Below are 18,373 nucleotides of genomic sequence, written 5' to 3' on the forward strand. Positions count from 1 at the left end.
ACAAACGTGTTATTAATAAAAAACCTTTTTACATCTAATTATTCTATCCAATTAATTTGACTCTTTTTACTTTATATTTTTCAAGATATTATAACTTTATCATAAAAACGAATAAAAGCTATTCTCTTTTACTCTCCAAAGTGAAGAATAGTTTAGTATTTTTTCTATGTCTCACTTTTCTATTTTTTGCTTCCCCTTTTGTTTTTGCAACCAATATTCTAAGTAATACCCTCACTAATACGGTTGATGGGGATAATTTGTTCAAACTCATTGGTAAATCCAAAACAGATCCTTTAGTAAGAGATTTTTTGAATAAGTTAGGAATGAAAGATGAGTCTCTTAGCTCCAATTTCATTTGGACATATCCAAGTAATGGAATTAGAATAGGGTTTTATAAGGGAGATATTATCGATAAAATAATGCTTTATGATAATACATATTCTGTAAATGATAAAAAATTTGAAGCCTACTCTAGCAAACTTCCTAAAAATCTGACTTGGAGAGACACAAAATCTTCTACCATTGTAAAACTAGGAATACCTTCTAAAGACAATGCAAATTATATGGAATATAACAATCTTCCTGTTGAAGTAGTCTTTTATTATACAGGTTCTAGAATAAAATCAAGATTAAGAGGTATCTTATTACGATTCAAAAACTGTATTTCTGGAGATTGTGAAGATGGAGAAGGAGTTTATGTAGAAAGAGATGGTTCTCGTTATGAAGGCGAATGGAAAGACGGAAAAAGACATGGCAAGGGAAGTCTTGTATATACAAATGGTGTAACGAAAAAAGGATTTTGGGAAAATGGAAATTATAAAGGACAAGATTTTTTTGAATCGAATGGGTTATATGACCTTTTGGGAAAGCATAAAGATAGTGAAGAAGTAAAATCAGCTAGTAGCAGACAGAAAAAAGGGTATCAACAAATTCATCTTGCTTACGACCATTTTCAGTATGTTTTTAATAATAATAAACTACGCTTTTATTTTAATGATTATGGCTATTTATATAAAGTAGCTGTCAATAAATCAGGATTTGGAGAAGTCTCACACCCTCTAACTGAAAAAGTAACTCCTTATTCAGACCAAAACTATGTTGCCTATATAATGGGTTCTCCTTATAAAAAATACAATTACAGAACAGGATCGACGTGGCTTTATAAAGATAAAAAATTTGATTTACGTATTCGTTTTACTAAAAACGGAATTATGGACGGAATTGATGTAACAGTAAATGACGAGGATATTTTAGTAAATGCTGAACAAGGAACTTGTAAGACTGGAAACTGTAAAGATGGCTTTGGAGAGTTAATATCTGAATCTGGAAGATATATAGGAAAGTTTAAAGATGGAAAATTTGATGGACAAGGAACAATGTATTATGCTTCGGGTGGATATTATAAAGGCAGTTTTTCGGAAGGAATGCGTGATGGACGAGGAACTTATATTTGGTCAGACAATAGCAAATACATAGGAAATTGGAAAAACAATCAAAAACATGGCGTTGGTTCAATGCACTATCAAAATAAAAGTCGTTATGAAGGACAATGGTACCAAGACCAAAGACACGGCAAAGGCTCAATGTATTACCCTAATGGCGAACATTATATTGGAGATTGGTCGTATAATTCACAGACAGGAAAAGGTACGCTCTACAAAACCAACGGAGAACGACAAACTGGAATTTGGCAGAATGGAAGACTCAAATCTGCTTTATAGAACTCACATAAATTACAAAAAAAATAGCTATTCTATTTATTTCTAAATAAAATAGCTATTCAAATATTTTTTTTTGTACCAAAATAAGAAGTAAAAAAGAATCTTAATCTTCTTCTTCCATTTGATTCAATACAATTTTGACATCAATAATTTCTTGAAAATCTTCTCCAGATTCTTGCATATCTTCATCATCTTCTTCAAAAAACCAATTGATGAGTACGTTATCATTTTTTTGTTGTAGAGCTTCTAGCTTTCTAAATATCTCTACCAAGCACTTTGAAGAGCTTGTATTGAAATACTCCAACTTGACGTCTAAAATCGTATTTGATTTTGCTTGACTGACATAATTATCTAACCACTCAAAGAGAGGTTTGTAAAACTCAATAGAGTTTTCTGGAATAGAGCGTCCTGCGATGAGGAATCGTCCTTCGTTAGAGTTAAAATCTAATTGAGGTGTTTTATTAGTACCTTCTAAGAAAAAATTTTCCATTCAAATATATTGTTTAAGCCGAAACTTTTACTTTCAAACTAAAAAAAGAATTATCCTCGCCTGTATCTTCAAAAGCATAAACGAGTTTTTCGCCAGAACGACGTGCGATATCAATTATTCCTAATCCTGCTCCCCCTTTTACAGAAACTTCTCCACCGTGTAATTGTTCACGATAGAGCTGCTTGATTTGTTCAGCAGAAGACTGATTAATGCGTTCAATATGTGCCTTTAAGGTAGCGACAAGAGAAGTTGGAATATAATTTCCAGTAGAAATTTCATATCCTTTTGTGTTTTTGGAAAGAACAAACAACACTGTTTCTGGGCTTTCAGATTTTTGCACACCGTCTCCCTGCGTATGATGGTAAACGTTTTGAAGAGCTTCTATCATAATATGATAGACCTTTTTCCGAATTTTGGATTTCTGTTCAAGGGCAGCTAATCGCTCATCTGCCACACTCAAAATCCCATCGAAAAGAGGCTGTGAAGGAGCTCCTTTATACGATACAATTACTTCGCCTTCCAGCATTTCTCTATAATAATCATTTAGGTTCAAGATTCTTATACTGCTTTAGAGTGGAACTAAAATTTTTTAGAGTTTTCTAGTCTAGTTGATAATCTATAATTAGACAATTTTGATTCTGTTTTGTTTTTCAGAATTTTAAATAAAACTGACTAATTTTTAGAAATATACACAAAATAGCTGGTTTACAAAAGAATTATATCAAAAAAAGTAATTTTATAAAATAATTTATGGCTCTATAATTTACACTTTCTTTGATTAAAACTACGAAATTGAAATACTCTATATTTCGTAAATATATAAAATAATTTTAAAACACAAATATTATTTTTCTGTTTTTTGAATCCCTTTTTTATCAATACTAATCTTACGCTCTCTATACAGATTCCCAATTAACTTCTTGAATGTTTTTTTACTCATATTAAAATAGTTCATAATCTCTTCTGGGCTGCTTTTATCAGAAATAGGTAAGAAACCATTATTTTGTTCTAATTTTTGCATAATGAGTGAGCTTTGGTCAGCTATTCCATCAAAGCCATCTTTTCTAAGCCTTAAATCAATACGTCCATCTTCACGCACCTTTTTTACATAAGCTGTTCGTTTCTGTCCATGCAAATTTTCTTCTCCAAAAATCTCATTGTGATATAGCATTCCATAATAATAAATTCCTTCTTTTTCTACAATACAACGATAACCGATTTCTGTGTCTGCCCCAATAATAGCAATTACTTCGTCATCTTCTACCAAATCAATTTCTTCTCTCTCCACAAAACTCCCTAGCTTTCCCAAACCGATAGCACGATTTGTTTTGTGGTCTAAGACAACTTTCACAAACATATAATCTCCTATTCGAATAGGTTCTTTTGTTTCTCTAGCTTCTTTATTTCCTTTTGGTACTTCGTCGTGAGGAAGAAACAAATCTTTTTCGATAAGTCCCCAATCTAAGAAAAAACCAATTCTTGTAATATCAACCACTCTCAAGGCTGCAATTTCTCCAACAACTGCCAACGGCTTTTCAATGACTGCGACAGGACGGTCTTGTGTATCTGTATAAACAAAAACTTCTATTTCATCTCCCTCTTTTGCTGTCTCTGGAACATACTTTTGAGGTAAAAGCACCTCATCTAAAAGTGAACTCCCAACATACACACCATTAGGAGAGGTACGTAAAATGGTAAGTGTATTATATTGACCGATTTGTATATTTTTGATTGGCATGATTTCTTTTTTTACTTTGTAATTTGAATTACAAATTTAGCTTTATTTTAAGGCATAATAAAATAATTTTATTCCTCTTCTTCATTCTTCTCTATTTCCTTATTTTCCATTTTATCAGTTTCTACTTTTTTGATGAAACGAACTTGAATTTCTTTAGTAGAATTGTCTGTTTTTTCAGCTTTTTCTTCATTCAAAAGTCCTCTTTCTCTTAAATAGGCATTTATTTTATTAATTGTGTTCATTTTTTATAAGATATTTATTAAAAACTTTCTCTTCCTTCATGAAGGTAGTATATTTTTTTCCTAACTCAAAACCTATTTACTTTACAAGAGTTTATTCATTATAACTATTGTCAGAGTTATTTTGGATTACCAAAAAACTACTGACAAAGTTAGAATTTTCAAAAAAATTTGACAGTCCTTCAAAGGCTGTCAATAGTTCAGAACAAAGAAACAAAACCGTTTCTTTGTTATTTCTATTCGAAAAAACTCCTATTTCAAAGATATTTTTATAAAAATGAACCAGCAAGAAACCCAAGAACAGACTCAAATATTAAAACTAGCTCCTAGAGATTTTGTCAAAAAATATCAGAAAGATGGTATTATTCAGACTATTTCTGCAAAACTAAAAGAAGAGAAAAGTAATTCGGATTCTGTTCGTGTTCATCTAAAAGGACTTATGGGAAGTCAAGATGCACTTGTTTTGGCTTCGGTATATCGTAATAATCCTGCTATTTCGCATTTTGTTGTGATGGACGACCCAGAAGAAGCTGCTTATTTTTATAATGATATTCAGCATTTTTTGGGAGAAACGTTGTCTAGTTCAAATCCTAATATTCTGTTTTTTCCTACCTCATACAAAAAGCCTTACAAATTTGAAAAGGTAGATAATGCCAATGTTTTGCAGCGTTCGGAGGTTCTGACAAGACTCAATAATCATCATTCAGAAGAAAACGGACTTATCATTGTTACTTATCCATCTGCTTTAACAGAGAAAGTTATCAATAAGCAAGTCTTGGCTGCTAATACTTTTGTCGTAAAAATTAATGAAATTGTAGAAACTGATTTTGTAATAGAAATATTGAATGAATACGGCTTTAAGCGTGAGGAATACGTTTATGAAGCAGGGCAGTATTCGGTCAGAGGTGGAATTATTGATATTTTTTCCTATTCAAATGAATATCCTTATCGAATAGAGTTTTTTGGAAATGAAGTAGAAAGTATCCGAACATTCAAACCAACCGACCAACTTTCCATCGAAAAGGTAAATCGTGCTGTCGTTGTTCCAAACGTAACCGAAAAAGTACAGAAACAAACAAGAGAGAATTTTTTAGAATTTGTCCCTCAAAAAACTCGTCTTTGGTTAAAGGATTATGCCCTTACGGTAGATGTAGTAGAAAAATATTTTGAACGTGCAACCGAAGATTTTGATACTATTCTGCAAGTTTCGAATTATACTCAAATCATTTCTGACCCAAAAGAATTATTTATTACCAAAAAAGAGTTTAAAAGTCAGATAGAAAAGTTTATTCAAATAGAGTTTGGTAGAAAATTTAGAAGAGTTACAGAAAAGACAAAAGAAAATCATACAGTAATTGAATTTGATGCAAAGCCACAACCGACATTCCATAAAAACCTTCAAAATTTAGTTTTTGATATTGAAGGCTACAATCAAAAAGGCTATCAATGTATAATTGCTGCCGATTTGCCAAAACAGATTGACAGAATGCACACTATTTTTGAAGAAAAAGGCGTTGGCGTTCAGTTTTATGGTCTTAATATTGGTTTACGAGGTGGTTTTATTGACCATAATCAGCAAATTGTTTGTTATACCGACCATCAAATTTTTGAGCGTTATCACAGGTACAGCACACAGGAGCGTTTTACAAAATCAAAAGCTCTTACACTCAAAGAACTCAACACCCTTCAAGCAGGAGATTTTGTTACGCATATTGATTACGGAATTGGTCGTTTTGCAGGTTTGGAAAAATTGGATGTCAATGGAAATGAGCAAGAAGCCGTTCGTTTGATTTATAGAGATAATGATGTTTTGTATGTTAGTGTGCATTCATTACACAAAATTTCTAAGCATTCTAGTCAAGATGGAAGTTCGATGTCGCTTAGTAAACTCGGTTCGCAAGAGTGGAGTAACAAGAAAAAACGTGTCAAAAAGCATTTGAAAGATATTGGTACAGAGCTTATAAAACTCTATGCCAAACGCCAAACAGCAACAGGTTTTGCTTTTCCAAAAGACAATTATATGCAAGCCGAAGTCGAATCTTCGTTTTTTTATCAAGATACGCCAGACCAAGCCACAGCCACCAACGACGTAAAAGACGATATGGAAAAACCTGTTCCGATGGATAGATTGATTTGTGGAGATGTGGGTTTTGGTAAAACAGAAATTGCCGTTCGTGCAGCTTTTAAAGCCGTTTCGAATGGAAAACAAGTTGCCGTTTTAGTTCCTACGACGGTTTTGGCAGCGCAACATCACCGTACTTTTAGTGAGCGTCTTTCAAATTTTGGTGTGAATGTAGATTTTATCAATCGTTTCAGAACGGCAAAAGATGTAAGAGAAATTTTGAAGCGATTGGAAGAGGGGAAAATCGATATTTTGGTCGGAACGCATAAAATTGTTAGTGCAAAAACAAAGTTTAAAGATTTGGGTCTTTTTATTATTGATGAAGAACAAAAATTTGGTGTCAAGACAAAAGATAAAATCAAGGAATTACGTGTCAATGTAGATTGTCTTACTCTTACGGCAACGCCAATTCCTAGAACGCTGCAATTTTCACTTTTGGGAGCGAGAGATTTGTCGGTTATGCACACGCCACCACCCAATCGCCAACCTGTAACGACGGAAGTTCATAATTTTAATGAAGCCTTGGTTAGAGATGCGATTAGTTTTGAGCTACGACGAGGAGGACAAGTATTTTTTGTTCATAACCGAGTGATTGATATTTATGAGGTGGCTGGTATTCTGACACGCCTTGTGCCAGATGCAAAAGTAGTGGTCGGACACGGACAAATGAAAAGCGACCAACTAGAAAAAACGATGATGAATTTTATTAATGGCGATGCTGATATTTTGGTTTCGACAAATATCATTGAATCGGGTTTGGATATTCCGAATGCCAACACCATTATTATCAATAATTCTCATTTGATTGGTCTTTCGGACTTGCACCAAATGCGTGGACGTGTGGGACGTTCCAACAAAAAAGCCTTTTGTTATTTGCTCATTCCTTCGGCTGCCACGCTTCCTGCCGATTCAAGAAAACGTCTGAAAGCCTTAGAAGAATTTAATGAACTTGGCGATGGTTTTAAGATTGCGATGCGTGATTTGGATATTCGTGGTGCAGGAAATCTTTTGGGAGCAGAACAGAGTGGTTTTATCAATGATTTGGGATTAGATGCCTACCACAAAATGCTAGAAGAAGCCATTTCAGAACTCAAAGAAGACGAGTTTAAGGAGCTTTTCCAAAACCCAAATGCTACCAAACCAAAAGAACTCAATATTACCTGTTCGATAGAAACGGATTTAGAAATTTTGATTCCAGAGAGTTATATTTCTAATATTTCGGAACGCCTCCAACTCTACATTGAAGCCGATAGATTGAAAAATGAAGAGCAACTAGAAAAATTTAAACAAACTGTAAAAGACCGTTTCGGAACACCTCCAGAAGACTTTGAAAACCTCTTACAAGCTGTTCGTTTGCGTTGGATGGCAGAACAAATAGGCTTTGAAAAGCTGATTATCAAAAATGAAAAAATACGAGGTTATTTTGTAGCCGACCGACCAGATTACTACCAGTCTGATGCCTTTGGAAAAGTCTTGCAATACGTTCAGACACGTCCCAAACGCTGCAAACTCAAAGACAGCAAAAACCGTGTTATCTTCATTATGGAACAAGTCAAAACCCTTGAAGGTGTGATGAATGTTTTTAGAGGGGTTTTGGAGTAGAAATTTTGTAATTCTAGTGCAAGATTCTATCTTGTATTGGCTTTTTTAGCTACGCTGACTTTCAGTTGTCAGCATATGCTGACGAAATGATAGACACAAGGTTGTAACCTTGCGCCAGATGAGGGACAGCAGAGAAGAAGAGCAAACTTTATTTTGAAGTTTGCTTTCCTAATCATTGCTTTTTTTTACCCAAAGTAAATTTTACTACTACTATTTTTCTATTTCATAAGAATATTTGATGCTAGATTTTTACATCAAATTTTCCTTCTGTAATAGTTCTTGTTTTTGATCTATCTATATTAGAACTTACAAACTCAAAAGTACCTTTAATATTGGTACTAGTATTCTCTGTAATAGTTATCTCTCCACTTTCTATTACATAAAGACTTGCCTGATCTGACCCTTCAGCCCATGCAGCACTATTACCACCACTAGAAAGAGAATATGTTCCTACTTCATACTCTAAAATAACGAAATTAATCTGTCTTAGAGAGTTGGGAGTACTTGATTTTCCTTTAACACTCAGAATACCATTGTTTGATATAACTCCCTCAACAGATGTAGTGGCTTTAAAATTTTGTCCATCTACTTTTGCACTCATACTCCCACCTGCTAATTCTACTTCTTCTTCCTCTGGATTTGTATCATCTTCATCATTATTACAAGATAAAAAAACAAATGTTATAGCTAAAAGTAGGATAAGCATTCTACTAAAATTAGCTAATGAAAATGAATTTAGTTTCATACAATTTAGTTATTATAAAAGTTGTTAGATTCAATTAAGACAAATATACACTTTTTCAAGTATTCACAATAATAAATACCCCCAGCTTTCGCTCGCATCTTGCGAGTGGCTTGTATGTATTCGGTATCTTGCCGAGTTATTTGTTTCTGTTCAGTCCCCCTGCTGTTGCTCGGCTGTCCAAAAATTGCCGTTGCTTGGCTTTGCCGAGTGACTGATATGTATTCGGCATCCTGCCGTGTATTTGTATTTATTTCTTTTTCTTCACCCCTCGTTCGGCTTAGAATAAATCGTAGTTAAGCGTTCTCTATTGACTACGATTTATCAGTTTGGCAAATCTTCAGATTTGCGAGTGATAGGTGTTTTTGTATTTACTTGACGACATAAATCTGAAGATTTATATAATTGATAGGTCTTAGTTACAAACTAAGCCCAATGAGGAGAAGATTGGAAAAAAAATAATTAACAAAAAGTTCAAAACGAAAGAATAGTTTTCAATTTGAAGCAGTAGATCATAAACCTACTAAAAAAAACACTAAAACCTACTACTGTATATAATTATTATTAGCTTTTTGCTTACTGAAGAAAATATTTACGGACTTTTTTGGTAATTATTTACTAAATTAGTTGTTTGAAACACACAAAAAAACATTATATACAATTTAAGAAAAGATAAACTTCGGTGCAATTACTGATGTTTAGAAAACTATTCTAATAATCAAAAACTCATTATGAAAAAACATATTTTAGCATTAATTATTTTAATATTTTCATTTGTTTCTTGCAATAATGATAGTGACGATTTCAACAACATCGATTCAGACACTAAATGGTGGATATTAACTCGTCCGAACCAGAATGGTGTTGGAGAATCTGAAATTATCCTTTACAATGAAACTAAATCCATAATTGAAAGAACAATTGATTTGCCTACTCAAGTCGATTCGCCTCACGCACTTGAATTCGACGGAGAGTTTCTGTGGCTTGGTGGAATGGGAGCAGATGAATCAATCTATAAATTAAACCCTGAAGATGGAACTGTGGTTTCTAAATTAACCAATATTAGAACCCAAGGAATTTCTTATTTAAATGGAGAACTTTATTATTCTTTTTATGGTAGAATATATAAAATAAGCCAAGACGGAACGCTAATTCAAGAAATCATATTATCAACTGACAGCAATCCAACCGACATGGCAATAAACAATTCGTCACTTTACTATGTTTATAATGGAGCTATTGATCCAATTATTAAGATAAATCAAACAGGTTCAACAGAAGAAATAATCACAGAAACAGAAATTACTGGATTATATACTCTTGCAATTCAGAATGACAATTTAATTGTTACAACAAATTCCAACGCAATTCGTCGTTTTGACATCAATTCTGGCGAGAGAATATCTGATACAGAAACAATTATAGAAGGCTGGATTACTGCAATTGTGCCTTTTAATAAGTAATCTACCCCTGCTGTTGCTCGGCTGTCCAAAAATTGCCGTCGCTTGGCTTTGCCGAGTGACTGATATGTATTCAGCATCCTGCCGTGTATTTGTATTTATTTATTTTTCTTCACTCTATCCAAATCTTGTTTTGTAGGTCTTAGATAGAGTCTGAATAATTCTCAATAGACAACTCTTAATTATGTTTTATTTCTTTAGATTGCACAGTTTTATTCTCCAATTGGCTTCTAAACTCAAAAGATGTTCATAAATTGGTTTGAATCCGTCGCTTAAATTGAGTAATGAAGGTCTGTATATAACTCCAATGTTTAAAGTTTTTCCTATTCTATAATAGGTGTTTAGGGTTATACCTAAATTCTTGTTTTTGTAATCAGTTATGTCAATTGTCGGAAGATTTATTAATCCAACATCACGATACCATTCTCCCCAATGATTTACAGAATAGTTAATTCCATATCCATACGTAAAACGATTATGTATTATGTTGTCAGTCGTACTTACATAATAAGAAAATAAAGTTTCTTCGCTGCTGCTGATTGTACTGGACATGGAGTGCCTGGAGCAATCGTTAGTGTGATTTGTAATAGTGGACTTAATCGTTCCGTACGAGAATTTGGATTAATTGATACTGGCGAAATCCTTGATAAAACGAAGGAGCTTTTACTTAAAGAGTTTGAAAAGAGTGAAGAAGGAATTAGTGACGGCATGGATATAGCATTATGCAAATTGCAAGATAATTTACTCTCTTACTCTGGAGCAAACAACCCCCTTTGGATTGTTAGAAATGGAGAATTACTTGAAACTAAGGCTGACAAACAACCCATAGGCAGGTATAGACGAAGCAAGCCATTTAATACACACACTATTAGGTTAGAAAAAGGTGACACCATCTATATATTTTCCGACGGCTATCCTGACCAATTTGGAGTGGAAAAAGAAAAGAAATACATGACTCGTAAGTTCAAGAGTTTCCTTATTTCTATTCAAGCAAATTCAATGGAAGAACAACACAAGCTGCTTGATGAAGAATTTGAAAAATGGAAAGGAAAGCTTGATCAAATAGATGATGTATGTGTAATTGGAGTAAGAGTTTAAACAACTCATTAAATTTCATTTTATTTCTATCATATTAAGTTTATTTGGTACTTTAGCATAGCGACACCAACAATTACCCCTTTTCTAAACAACTACAAATCTAATTTAGTGCAAACCTCCATTACTCCTACTTTACGTATAAAAAACAAACTCATTTCCCTACAAAAACCGATTGTGATGGGGATTTTGAATGTTACACCCGATTCTTTTTATGAAGGTAGCAGAATAAAGACAGACAAAAGTATTCTACAAAAAGCATCTCAAATGCTAGAAGAAGGAGCTACTATTCTTGATATTGGAGGATACTCTACTCGTCCGAATGCTGACGATATTTCTATTGAAGAAGAAATAAATAGAGTCGTAAATCCGATTCGTCTCATAAAAAAAGAATTTCCAAATGCTATTATTTCTATCGATACGTTTCGCTCAAAAGTAGCTAGACAAGCTGTAGAAGCAGGTGCAGATTTGATAAATGATGTATCTGGTGGAAGTTTGGATATTCAGATGTTCGAAACAGTAGCGAGTTTGAATGTCCCTTATATTTTGATGCACATGAGGGGAAATCCTCAAACAATGAAAACACTAACTAATTATGAAAATATCATTACTGAAATGATGACTTATTTTCAGCAGCGCATCACTACACTAAAATCTTTTGGAGTAGAAGAAATTATCCTTGATTTGGGTTTTGGATTTGCAAAGACAATAGACCAAAATTACTTTCTATTAAAAAACTTGGCTGTCTTTGAGCAATTAGAATTTCCTATTTTAGCAGGAATTTCTCGTAAATCTATGATTTATAAACAGCTTGCTATTCCTGTTTCGGAAGCTTTAAATGGAACAACAGTTTTGAATACAATAGCTATTCAGAACGGGGCAAAAATTTTGCGTGTCCATGACGTGAAAGAAGCAATGGAAACAATTCAGCTTTTGAGTTATTTAAAATAAGCTACTATTACTTTCAAAATCAAAATACATAATGAAAAACAAAATTCTCTTTGGTGTTAGTCTTCTTTTTGGTCTAATTATGATTAATGGGGGACTTAACAAATTTTTCAATTACCTTCCTTTAGAAATGGGTAAGGAAGCAATGGATTTGATAGCCGTTTTCAAATCATCACGCTGGATATTTAACTTAGTTGCTGTGGTAGAAATTATTGCAGGAATTTTGATTATTATTCCAAAAACTCGTGCTTTAGCTGCCATTATGATTTTTCCTATTGTTGTAGGAATTGTTCTTTTCCATATCTTTCAAGACCCTGCCAACATGATTGCAAGTTTTGTCTTTTTAGTTATCAACCTTTGGATAATTTTCGAAAATAAAGAAAAATATATACCGATGATTAGTAAATAAAATCTCAGACTTTTTTATTATTAATACTATTGCTATTGAAGCTGTTTAAGAATACTCATTTTTTCTTAGAATTGAGTTGCAAACCCAGTTCTAAGGAAAAATAATAACATTGCCTTTGTTGGTGTTTTAGCGAAGCGACACCAACAAACACACCCAAAACCCATTCTTAAACAACTCCATTATTTTGGCATAACGACACCAAAAATCAAACAATTAGCCTCCTCACAAATGAAATATTACTACTTTTCTAAAACTCTTCAAATTTTTACTTTTTTATTATTTATTTTTCTTATTGAAAGTAGTTTTTCTAGCGTAGAGACTTTTGATAAAACCAAAAAACCACTTTTTGTAGTTGTCATTGATGCAGGACATGGAGGAAATGATGTGGGAAATGAATGTTCGGATTTATCAAGATTTAAGCAAGAGAAAGATATAGTTTTGCCAGTAGCCTTACAGCTTGGGGGATATTTAGAAAACCTATTAGAAAATGTAAAAGTCGTTTATACACGTACAGAGGATAGATATGTAAGCCTAGAAGAGCGTGTAGAAATTGCCAATAATGCTAGTGCAGATTTGTTTATTAGTATTCATGCCAATCATAATCCCATAAAAAGTATTTATGGTTCTCAAGTTCATATCCATAATCACGACATAAAGTTTAGTAAAGTTTTTGCAAAAAAATTGATGAAACAGCTTTCAGAAAGAGCCAAAAGAAAAGTGCTAAAACTTCAAACAAAAGTAGATAGAGGACATAATTTGTTTGTTCTTCAAAACACAAAAATGCCTGCCGTTCTTGTAGAATTAGGTTTTATGAGTAATGGACAGGAAGAAGTTTATCTAAATAGCGAATACGGACAAACTATTTTGGCATCTGCTATTTTTCGTGCTGTCAGAGAATACCGTGAAGTGGTGCAGTAATTAAAACTCGTTGTTGATAATCTCTGATAAAGTATAATAAACCTTATCACGGTTTGTATTAAGGTAGTTCAGACATCTTGTCTGAACATAAAAAGTAGTATTTTATCCTATCCAACAGTCTGGAGAACTGTTATACAAAAATAACTGTGATAAAGTATAATTTTGATATGATATTTTAGGAAAGCTAAAACAGAAAAATATCCACAAGTAAACCTAAGCCTTTCACACATTTACCTCTATACACAATAATTATAAATTACAAAAATAGAGTATCTTTGTATTTTAAACGTATTTTAATTTTCTATCAAAAAACTCATTTTATTTTTATGGATTCTATTCATTCTCTTCCTACTGATTCTAATGAACTTCCTCCAATTCTTCCACTTATTATTGTAGGTGCAAAAGGTCTTGGAAAGGTTGCCCTAGAGGTTTTGCAAAGTACAGATAATATTATTTATTGTTTTTTGGATGAAGATTATAAAGAGGAAGCTATTGTTTCTGAAAAAACTGATTTTCCAAATGAAATCAATCATGTTTCGATAATGGGAAGCTCTGATGATGATGATATGCTTAATCTTATCAATGATAAATGTGATTATTTTGTCGCCATAGAAAACAATGCAGATAGAAAAAGACTTATCAAAAAAATCTATAAACAGAGAAAAAAATATCCTGCCGTAGCTGTTCATTCTACTGCTCATATTGCCGATGATGCGACAATGGGTTACGGAACTTTGATAGGAATGGGAGCAATGATAGGCGCAGATGTGCAACTCGGAACAAGTTGTATTGTTGCTGCAAATGCTACAATAGATTATGAAGTAGAAATAGGAAATTTCACTCAAATTGGTGTAGGAGCAAATATTGGTAATGGTGTAAAAATAGAAGAAGATGTTTTTGTAGGAAATGGAGTTACTATTATTGCAGGTGTTACGATAGGAAAAGGCGCAAGAATTGGAGCAGGAAGCATAGTTTTGAGTAACATAAAAGCAAAAGAAACCGTTTTAGGTAATCCTGCAAAGGCTGTTTCTTTGTAACATCAGTAGGTCAAATGGCTTACCTTTGACAATACAAAAAAGTAGCAAACAGCTTCCAAGCTGTTTTTGAATATACATTAAAAAAAATCAAGACAACTTGGAAGTTGTCTTCTACAAATATGAATACAACAACTAGCATCAATATACATAAGCTCATTAAAAAACACCTTCAAGAACGCATTTTAGTTTTAGATGGTGCAATGGGTACAATGATTCAACGCCATACTTTAGAAGAAGAAGACTTTAGAAGTGAGCGTTTCAAAGATTGGAAACAAGATGTAAAAGGAAATAACGACCTTTTATCGATTACTCAACCTAACATCATCAGAGATATTCATAAAAAATATTTCGAAGCAGGTTCTGACATCGTCGAAACCAATACGTTTAGTGCTACCACAATCGCTATGGCTGATTATGGAATGGAAGAATTGGCTTATGAACTCAATTATGAATCGGCAAAATTAGCCAAAGAAGCAGCAGCCGAATTTGGAGGACTAGAACACGAAACAAAACCTCGTTTTGTAGCTGGTGCAATGGGACCGACCAACAGAACAGCATCTATTTCACCTGATGTAAATGACCCAGCTTACAGAGCTGTAACGTTTGATGATTTGGTAACTGCTTATTATGAGCAAGTTCGTGGTTTGGTTGATGGTGGAGTTGATTTAATTTTGATAGAAACCGTTTTTGATACACTCAACTGTAAAGCTGCCCTTTTTGCTGTGGAAAAATATTTTGATGATAGAAATATTCCACAAGAAGACCGTTTGCCGATTATGGTTTCGGGAACAATTACTGATGCTAGTGGTCGTACACTTTCTGGACAAACAACAGAAGCATTTTATAATTCTATTGCTCATTCAAATATTATTTCAGTTGGCTTAAACTGCGCTTTGGGTGCTGCACTTATGAAGCCGTATATGCGTGAACTCTCAAGAGTAGCAAACTGCTTTGTTTCATGTTATCCAAATGCAGGACTTCCAAACGAATTTGGTCAGTATGATGAAACGGCTGCACAAATGAGCCGTTTGTTAGAAGACTTTGCTAGTGAAGGATTATTTAATATTGTTGGTGGTTGTTGTGGAACTACGCCAGACCATATTCAAGCCATTGCAGAAGAAGCTGCCAAGCATGAACCTCGTAAAGTTGCAGAACGCAAAACGGCAATGCGTTTGTCAGGTTTAGAAGCCATTACTTTAGATGAAACAACCAACTTTGTAAATGTTGGAGAACGTACAAATGTAACAGGTTCAAAGAAATTTTCAAGATTAATAAAAGAAGGCAAATTTCAAGAAGCCTTAGATGTTGCCAAGCAGCAAGTAGAGGGTGGAGCGCAAGTTATCGACATAAATATGGATGAGGGAATGTTAGATTCTCAAAATGCAATGGTTCATTTTCTAAATCTTGTAGGTTCAGAGCCAGATATTGCCAAACTTCCAATTATGATAGATTCCTCAAAGTGGGAAATCATAGAAGCAGGTCTAAAATGTGTGCAAGGAAAAGGAATTGTAAATTCTATTTCACTCAAAGAAGGCAAAGAAGAGTTTGTTAAACACGCAAAACTTGTTCGTCGTTATGGTGCTGCTGTTATCATTATGGCTTTTGATGAAGATGGACAAGCAGATACTTTTGAGCGCAAAATTGAAATCTGTAAACGCAGTTATGATATTTGGGTAAATGAACTTGGTTTTCCACCAGAAGACGTGATTTTTGACCCTAATATTTTTGCCATTGCTACAGGAATTGACGAACATAATAATTATGCTGTCGATTTTATCAATGCGACAAGATGGATAAAAGAAAACTTGCCACACGCAAAAGTAAGTGGTGGAGTGAGTAATGTTTCGTTTTCGTTTCGTGGAAATGATGTAGTTCGTGAAGCGATTCATGCCGTTTTCTTGTACCACGCTGTAAAAGCAGGAATGGATATGGGAATTGTAAACGCAGGAATGTTAGAGGTTTATGATAATGTGGATAAAGAACTTCTAAAATACGTTGAAGATGTAGTTTTGAATAAAAATCCTGAAAACGGAACAGAGCTTTTGGTCGATATGGCTGAAAAGTACAGAGGAGAAGGAAAAAAACGAGTAAAAGACGAAACTTGGCGAGAAAACGAAGTAGAAAAACGCCTTGAATATTCCTTAGTAAACGGAATTACAGAATACATTGTTGAAGATACAGAAGAAGCAAGACAAAAAGCAGAACATCCTTTGCACGTTATTGAAGGGGCGCTGATGGACGGAATGAACGTAGTAGGAGATTTATTTGGAGAAGGGAAAATGTTTTTGCCACAAGTTGTAAAATCGGCTCGTGTAATGAAACAAGCTGTTGCTCATTTAGTACCATATTTGGAAGCAGAAAAACAAAAATTACGTGATTCTGGGCAGGAAGTAAAGAAAAATGGAAAAATTCTTTTAGCTACTGTAAAAGGCGATGTTCATGATATTGGGAAAAATATTGTAGGCGTTGTTTTGGCGTGTAACAATTATGATGTTGTCGATTTGGGTGTAATGGTTCCTGCTGATAAAATTTTGAAAGAAGCTGTAAATCACAGTGTTGATGTAATTGGTCTTAGTGGACTTATTACGCCTTCGCTTGATGAAATGGTTTTTGTGGCGCAGCAAATGGAAAAACAAGGCTTAAAGTTTCCTCTCTTGATTGGTGGAGCGACTACTTCACGCATTCATACGGCTGTCAAAATTTCGCCTTCTTACAAAGGCTCGGTAGTTCATGTAGTAGATGCGTCTAAGGCAGTTCCTGTAATGTCAAATCTTTTGAATGATGAAGCAAAAGACGAGTATTCGAAAACGATAAAAGACGAATACGAAAAACTTGCAGAAGACCACGCCAAACGCCAGTCGGAAGTAAAATATGTTTCTATTCAGGAGGCAAGACGCAACAAACTCAAAATTGATTGGAAGCAAACCACGATTACAGAACCTACATTTTTAGGAAATCGTTATTTCAATAATTATAATTTGGGAGAGATAAAAGAACACATCGATTGGAGTCCCTTCTTTATGACTTGGGGACTAAAAGGAGCTTTCCCACGTATTTTTGACCACAAAAACCACGGAGAAGAAGCCAAACGTCTTTACGATGATGCTCAACAAATGCTAGACAAAATTATTTCTGGTCGTTGGCTGACAGCAAACGGAGCAGTAGGTTTTTATCCTGCCAATACTATCAATGACGATGATATTGAAATCTATACAAATGATGAAAGAACAGAAGTTTTGACACACTTTAGAAACCTTCGTCAGCAGCAAGAAAAAACTGGCAAAACGCCAAACCTTTCTATTTCTGATTTTGTAGCACCAAAAGAAACAGGTCTTAAAGATTACATCGGTCTTTTTGCCGTTACGACAGGCATCGGAATTGAGAAAAAACTAGCAGAGTTTGAAGCCAAAAACGACGATTATAGCAAGATTATGTTACAAGCCTTAGCTGATAGATTAGCCGAAGCCTTTGCCGAAATGATGCACAAGCAAGTCCGTACACAGCTTTGGGGATATGCAAAAGACGAGCAACTCACAAAAGAAGACATTGTAAGAGAAAAATATGTAGGTATTCGTCCAGCCCCCGGTTATCCTGCAAATCCAGACCACACCGAAAAAACGCTTTTATTTGACTTACTGAAAGCCACCGAAAAAACAGGGATTGAACTTACCGAAAGTTTGGCAATGATACCAACGGCAGCCGTTTCAGGTTTGTATTTTTCACACCCAGAATCTATTTATTTTGGAGTAGGAAGAATCAGCAAAGACCAAATAGAAGATTATGCAAAACGAAAAAATATGTCCGTAGAAGAAATAGAAAGATGGTTAGGTAGTAATTTGAATTATTAATATA

15 protein-coding genes are annotated in these 18,373 nt (G+C 34.0%); 9 read left to right on the forward strand and 6 right to left on the reverse strand.

Annotated features, from left to right (window positions below):
- Positions 1 to 140 precede the first annotated feature (140 nt).
- A complete protein-coding gene (locus WAF17_RS11290) occupies positions 141 to 1,721 on the forward strand; it encodes a hypothetical protein (protein ID WP_338770122.1) in 1,581 nt (526 codons plus the stop codon).
- Between the two features lie 103 nt (positions 1,722 to 1,824).
- Here the strand turns inward: WAF17_RS11290 and WAF17_RS11295 are convergent, their stop codons facing one another.
- From WAF17_RS11295 to WAF17_RS11310, 4 genes are all read right to left on the reverse strand, one after another.
- Entirely contained in the window at positions 1,825 to 2,211 is a 387-nt protein-coding gene (locus WAF17_RS11295) for a DUF1987 domain-containing protein (RefSeq protein WP_338770124.1), read from the reverse strand.
- A 13-nt stretch (positions 2,212 to 2,224) separates the two neighbouring features.
- The gene (locus WAF17_RS11300) at positions 2,225 to 2,764 is read right to left on the reverse strand and encodes a SiaB family protein kinase (protein ID WP_338770126.1); all 540 of its coding nucleotides are present in this window, start codon (positions 2,762 to 2,764) and stop codon (positions 2,225 to 2,227) included.
- 291 nt (positions 2,765 to 3,055) lie between these two features.
- Positions 3,056 to 3,949 carry a S1-like domain-containing RNA-binding protein gene (locus WAF17_RS11305; protein WP_338770128.1) on the reverse strand — a complete coding sequence of 298 codons (894 nt, stop codon included), beginning with the start codon at positions 3,947 to 3,949 and terminating at the stop codon, positions 3,056 to 3,058.
- A 68-nt stretch (positions 3,950 to 4,017) separates the two neighbouring features.
- Entirely contained in the window at positions 4,018 to 4,191 is a 174-nt protein-coding gene (locus WAF17_RS11310; RefSeq protein ID WP_338770130.1) for a hypothetical protein, read from the reverse strand.
- Between the two features lie 274 nt (positions 4,192 to 4,465).
- Between WAF17_RS11310 and mfd the strand changes: the two genes are divergently transcribed.
- Positions 4,466 to 7,912 carry a transcription-repair coupling factor gene (mfd, locus tag WAF17_RS11315; protein WP_338759214.1) on the forward strand — a complete coding sequence of 1,149 codons (3,447 nt, stop codon included), beginning with the start codon at positions 4,466 to 4,468 and terminating at the stop codon, positions 7,910 to 7,912.
- A gap of 241 nt (positions 7,913 to 8,153) precedes the next feature.
- Here the strand turns inward: mfd and WAF17_RS11320 are convergent, their stop codons facing one another.
- The gene (locus WAF17_RS11320) at positions 8,154 to 8,657 is read right to left on the reverse strand and encodes a DUF6252 family protein (RefSeq protein WP_338759217.1); all 504 of its coding nucleotides are present in this window, start codon (positions 8,655 to 8,657) and stop codon (positions 8,154 to 8,156) included.
- Positions 8,658 to 9,580: 923 nt separating this feature from the next.
- Between WAF17_RS11320 and WAF17_RS11325 the strand changes: the two genes are divergently transcribed.
- Positions 9,581 to 10,117, forward strand: coding sequence for a DUF5050 domain-containing protein (locus WAF17_RS11325; RefSeq protein WP_338759220.1), 537 nt, complete (start codon positions 9,581 to 9,583; stop codon positions 10,115 to 10,117).
- A 186-nt stretch (positions 10,118 to 10,303) separates the two neighbouring features.
- Here the strand turns inward: WAF17_RS11325 and WAF17_RS11330 are convergent, their stop codons facing one another.
- Positions 10,304 to 10,666 carry a hypothetical protein gene (locus WAF17_RS11330; protein ID WP_338759223.1) on the reverse strand — a complete coding sequence of 121 codons (363 nt, stop codon included), beginning with the start codon at positions 10,664 to 10,666 and terminating at the stop codon, positions 10,304 to 10,306.
- Positions 10,667 to 10,669: 3 nt separating this feature from the next.
- On the opposite strand from WAF17_RS11330, the gene WAF17_RS11335 reads away from it, so the two are divergent.
- The 6 genes from WAF17_RS11335 (at position 10,670) to metH (ending at position 18,369) form a co-directional block, all read left to right on the forward strand.
- Positions 10,670 to 11,212, forward strand: a complete 543-nt coding sequence (locus tag WAF17_RS11335; protein ID WP_338759226.1) for a SpoIIE family protein phosphatase — start codon at positions 10,670 to 10,672, stop codon at positions 11,210 to 11,212.
- 108 nt (positions 11,213 to 11,320) lie between these two features.
- Complete coding sequence (gene folP, locus WAF17_RS11340) at positions 11,321 to 12,160, forward strand: dihydropteroate synthase (RefSeq protein ID WP_338759228.1); 840 nt, start codon at positions 11,321 to 11,323, stop codon at positions 12,158 to 12,160.
- 31 nt (positions 12,161 to 12,191) lie between these two features.
- On the forward strand, positions 12,192 to 12,566 hold the full coding sequence (locus tag WAF17_RS11345; RefSeq protein WP_338759232.1) for a DoxX family protein: 375 nt from the start codon (positions 12,192 to 12,194) through the stop codon (positions 12,564 to 12,566).
- 228 nt (positions 12,567 to 12,794) lie between these two features.
- Positions 12,795 to 13,484 (forward strand): N-acetylmuramoyl-L-alanine amidase, encoded by a 690-nt coding sequence (locus WAF17_RS11350; RefSeq protein ID WP_338759235.1) that lies wholly within the window; start codon positions 12,795 to 12,797, stop codon positions 13,482 to 13,484.
- Positions 13,485 to 13,810: 326 nt separating this feature from the next.
- Positions 13,811 to 14,521: a NeuD/PglB/VioB family sugar acetyltransferase gene (locus tag WAF17_RS11355; protein WP_338759238.1), complete on the forward strand. Its 711-nt coding sequence runs from the start codon at positions 13,811 to 13,813 to the stop codon at positions 14,519 to 14,521.
- 119 nt (positions 14,522 to 14,640) lie between these two features.
- On the forward strand, positions 14,641 to 18,369 hold the full coding sequence (metH, locus tag WAF17_RS11360; protein ID WP_338759242.1) for a methionine synthase: 3,729 nt from the start codon (positions 14,641 to 14,643) through the stop codon (positions 18,367 to 18,369).
- The last annotated feature ends 4 nt before the right edge of the window (positions 18,370 to 18,373 follow it).

The organism is Bernardetia sp. ABR2-2B, from assembly GCF_037126435.1.
In the GTDB taxonomy this organism is placed as follows: domain Bacteria; phylum Bacteroidota; class Bacteroidia; order Cytophagales; family Bernardetiaceae; genus Bernardetia.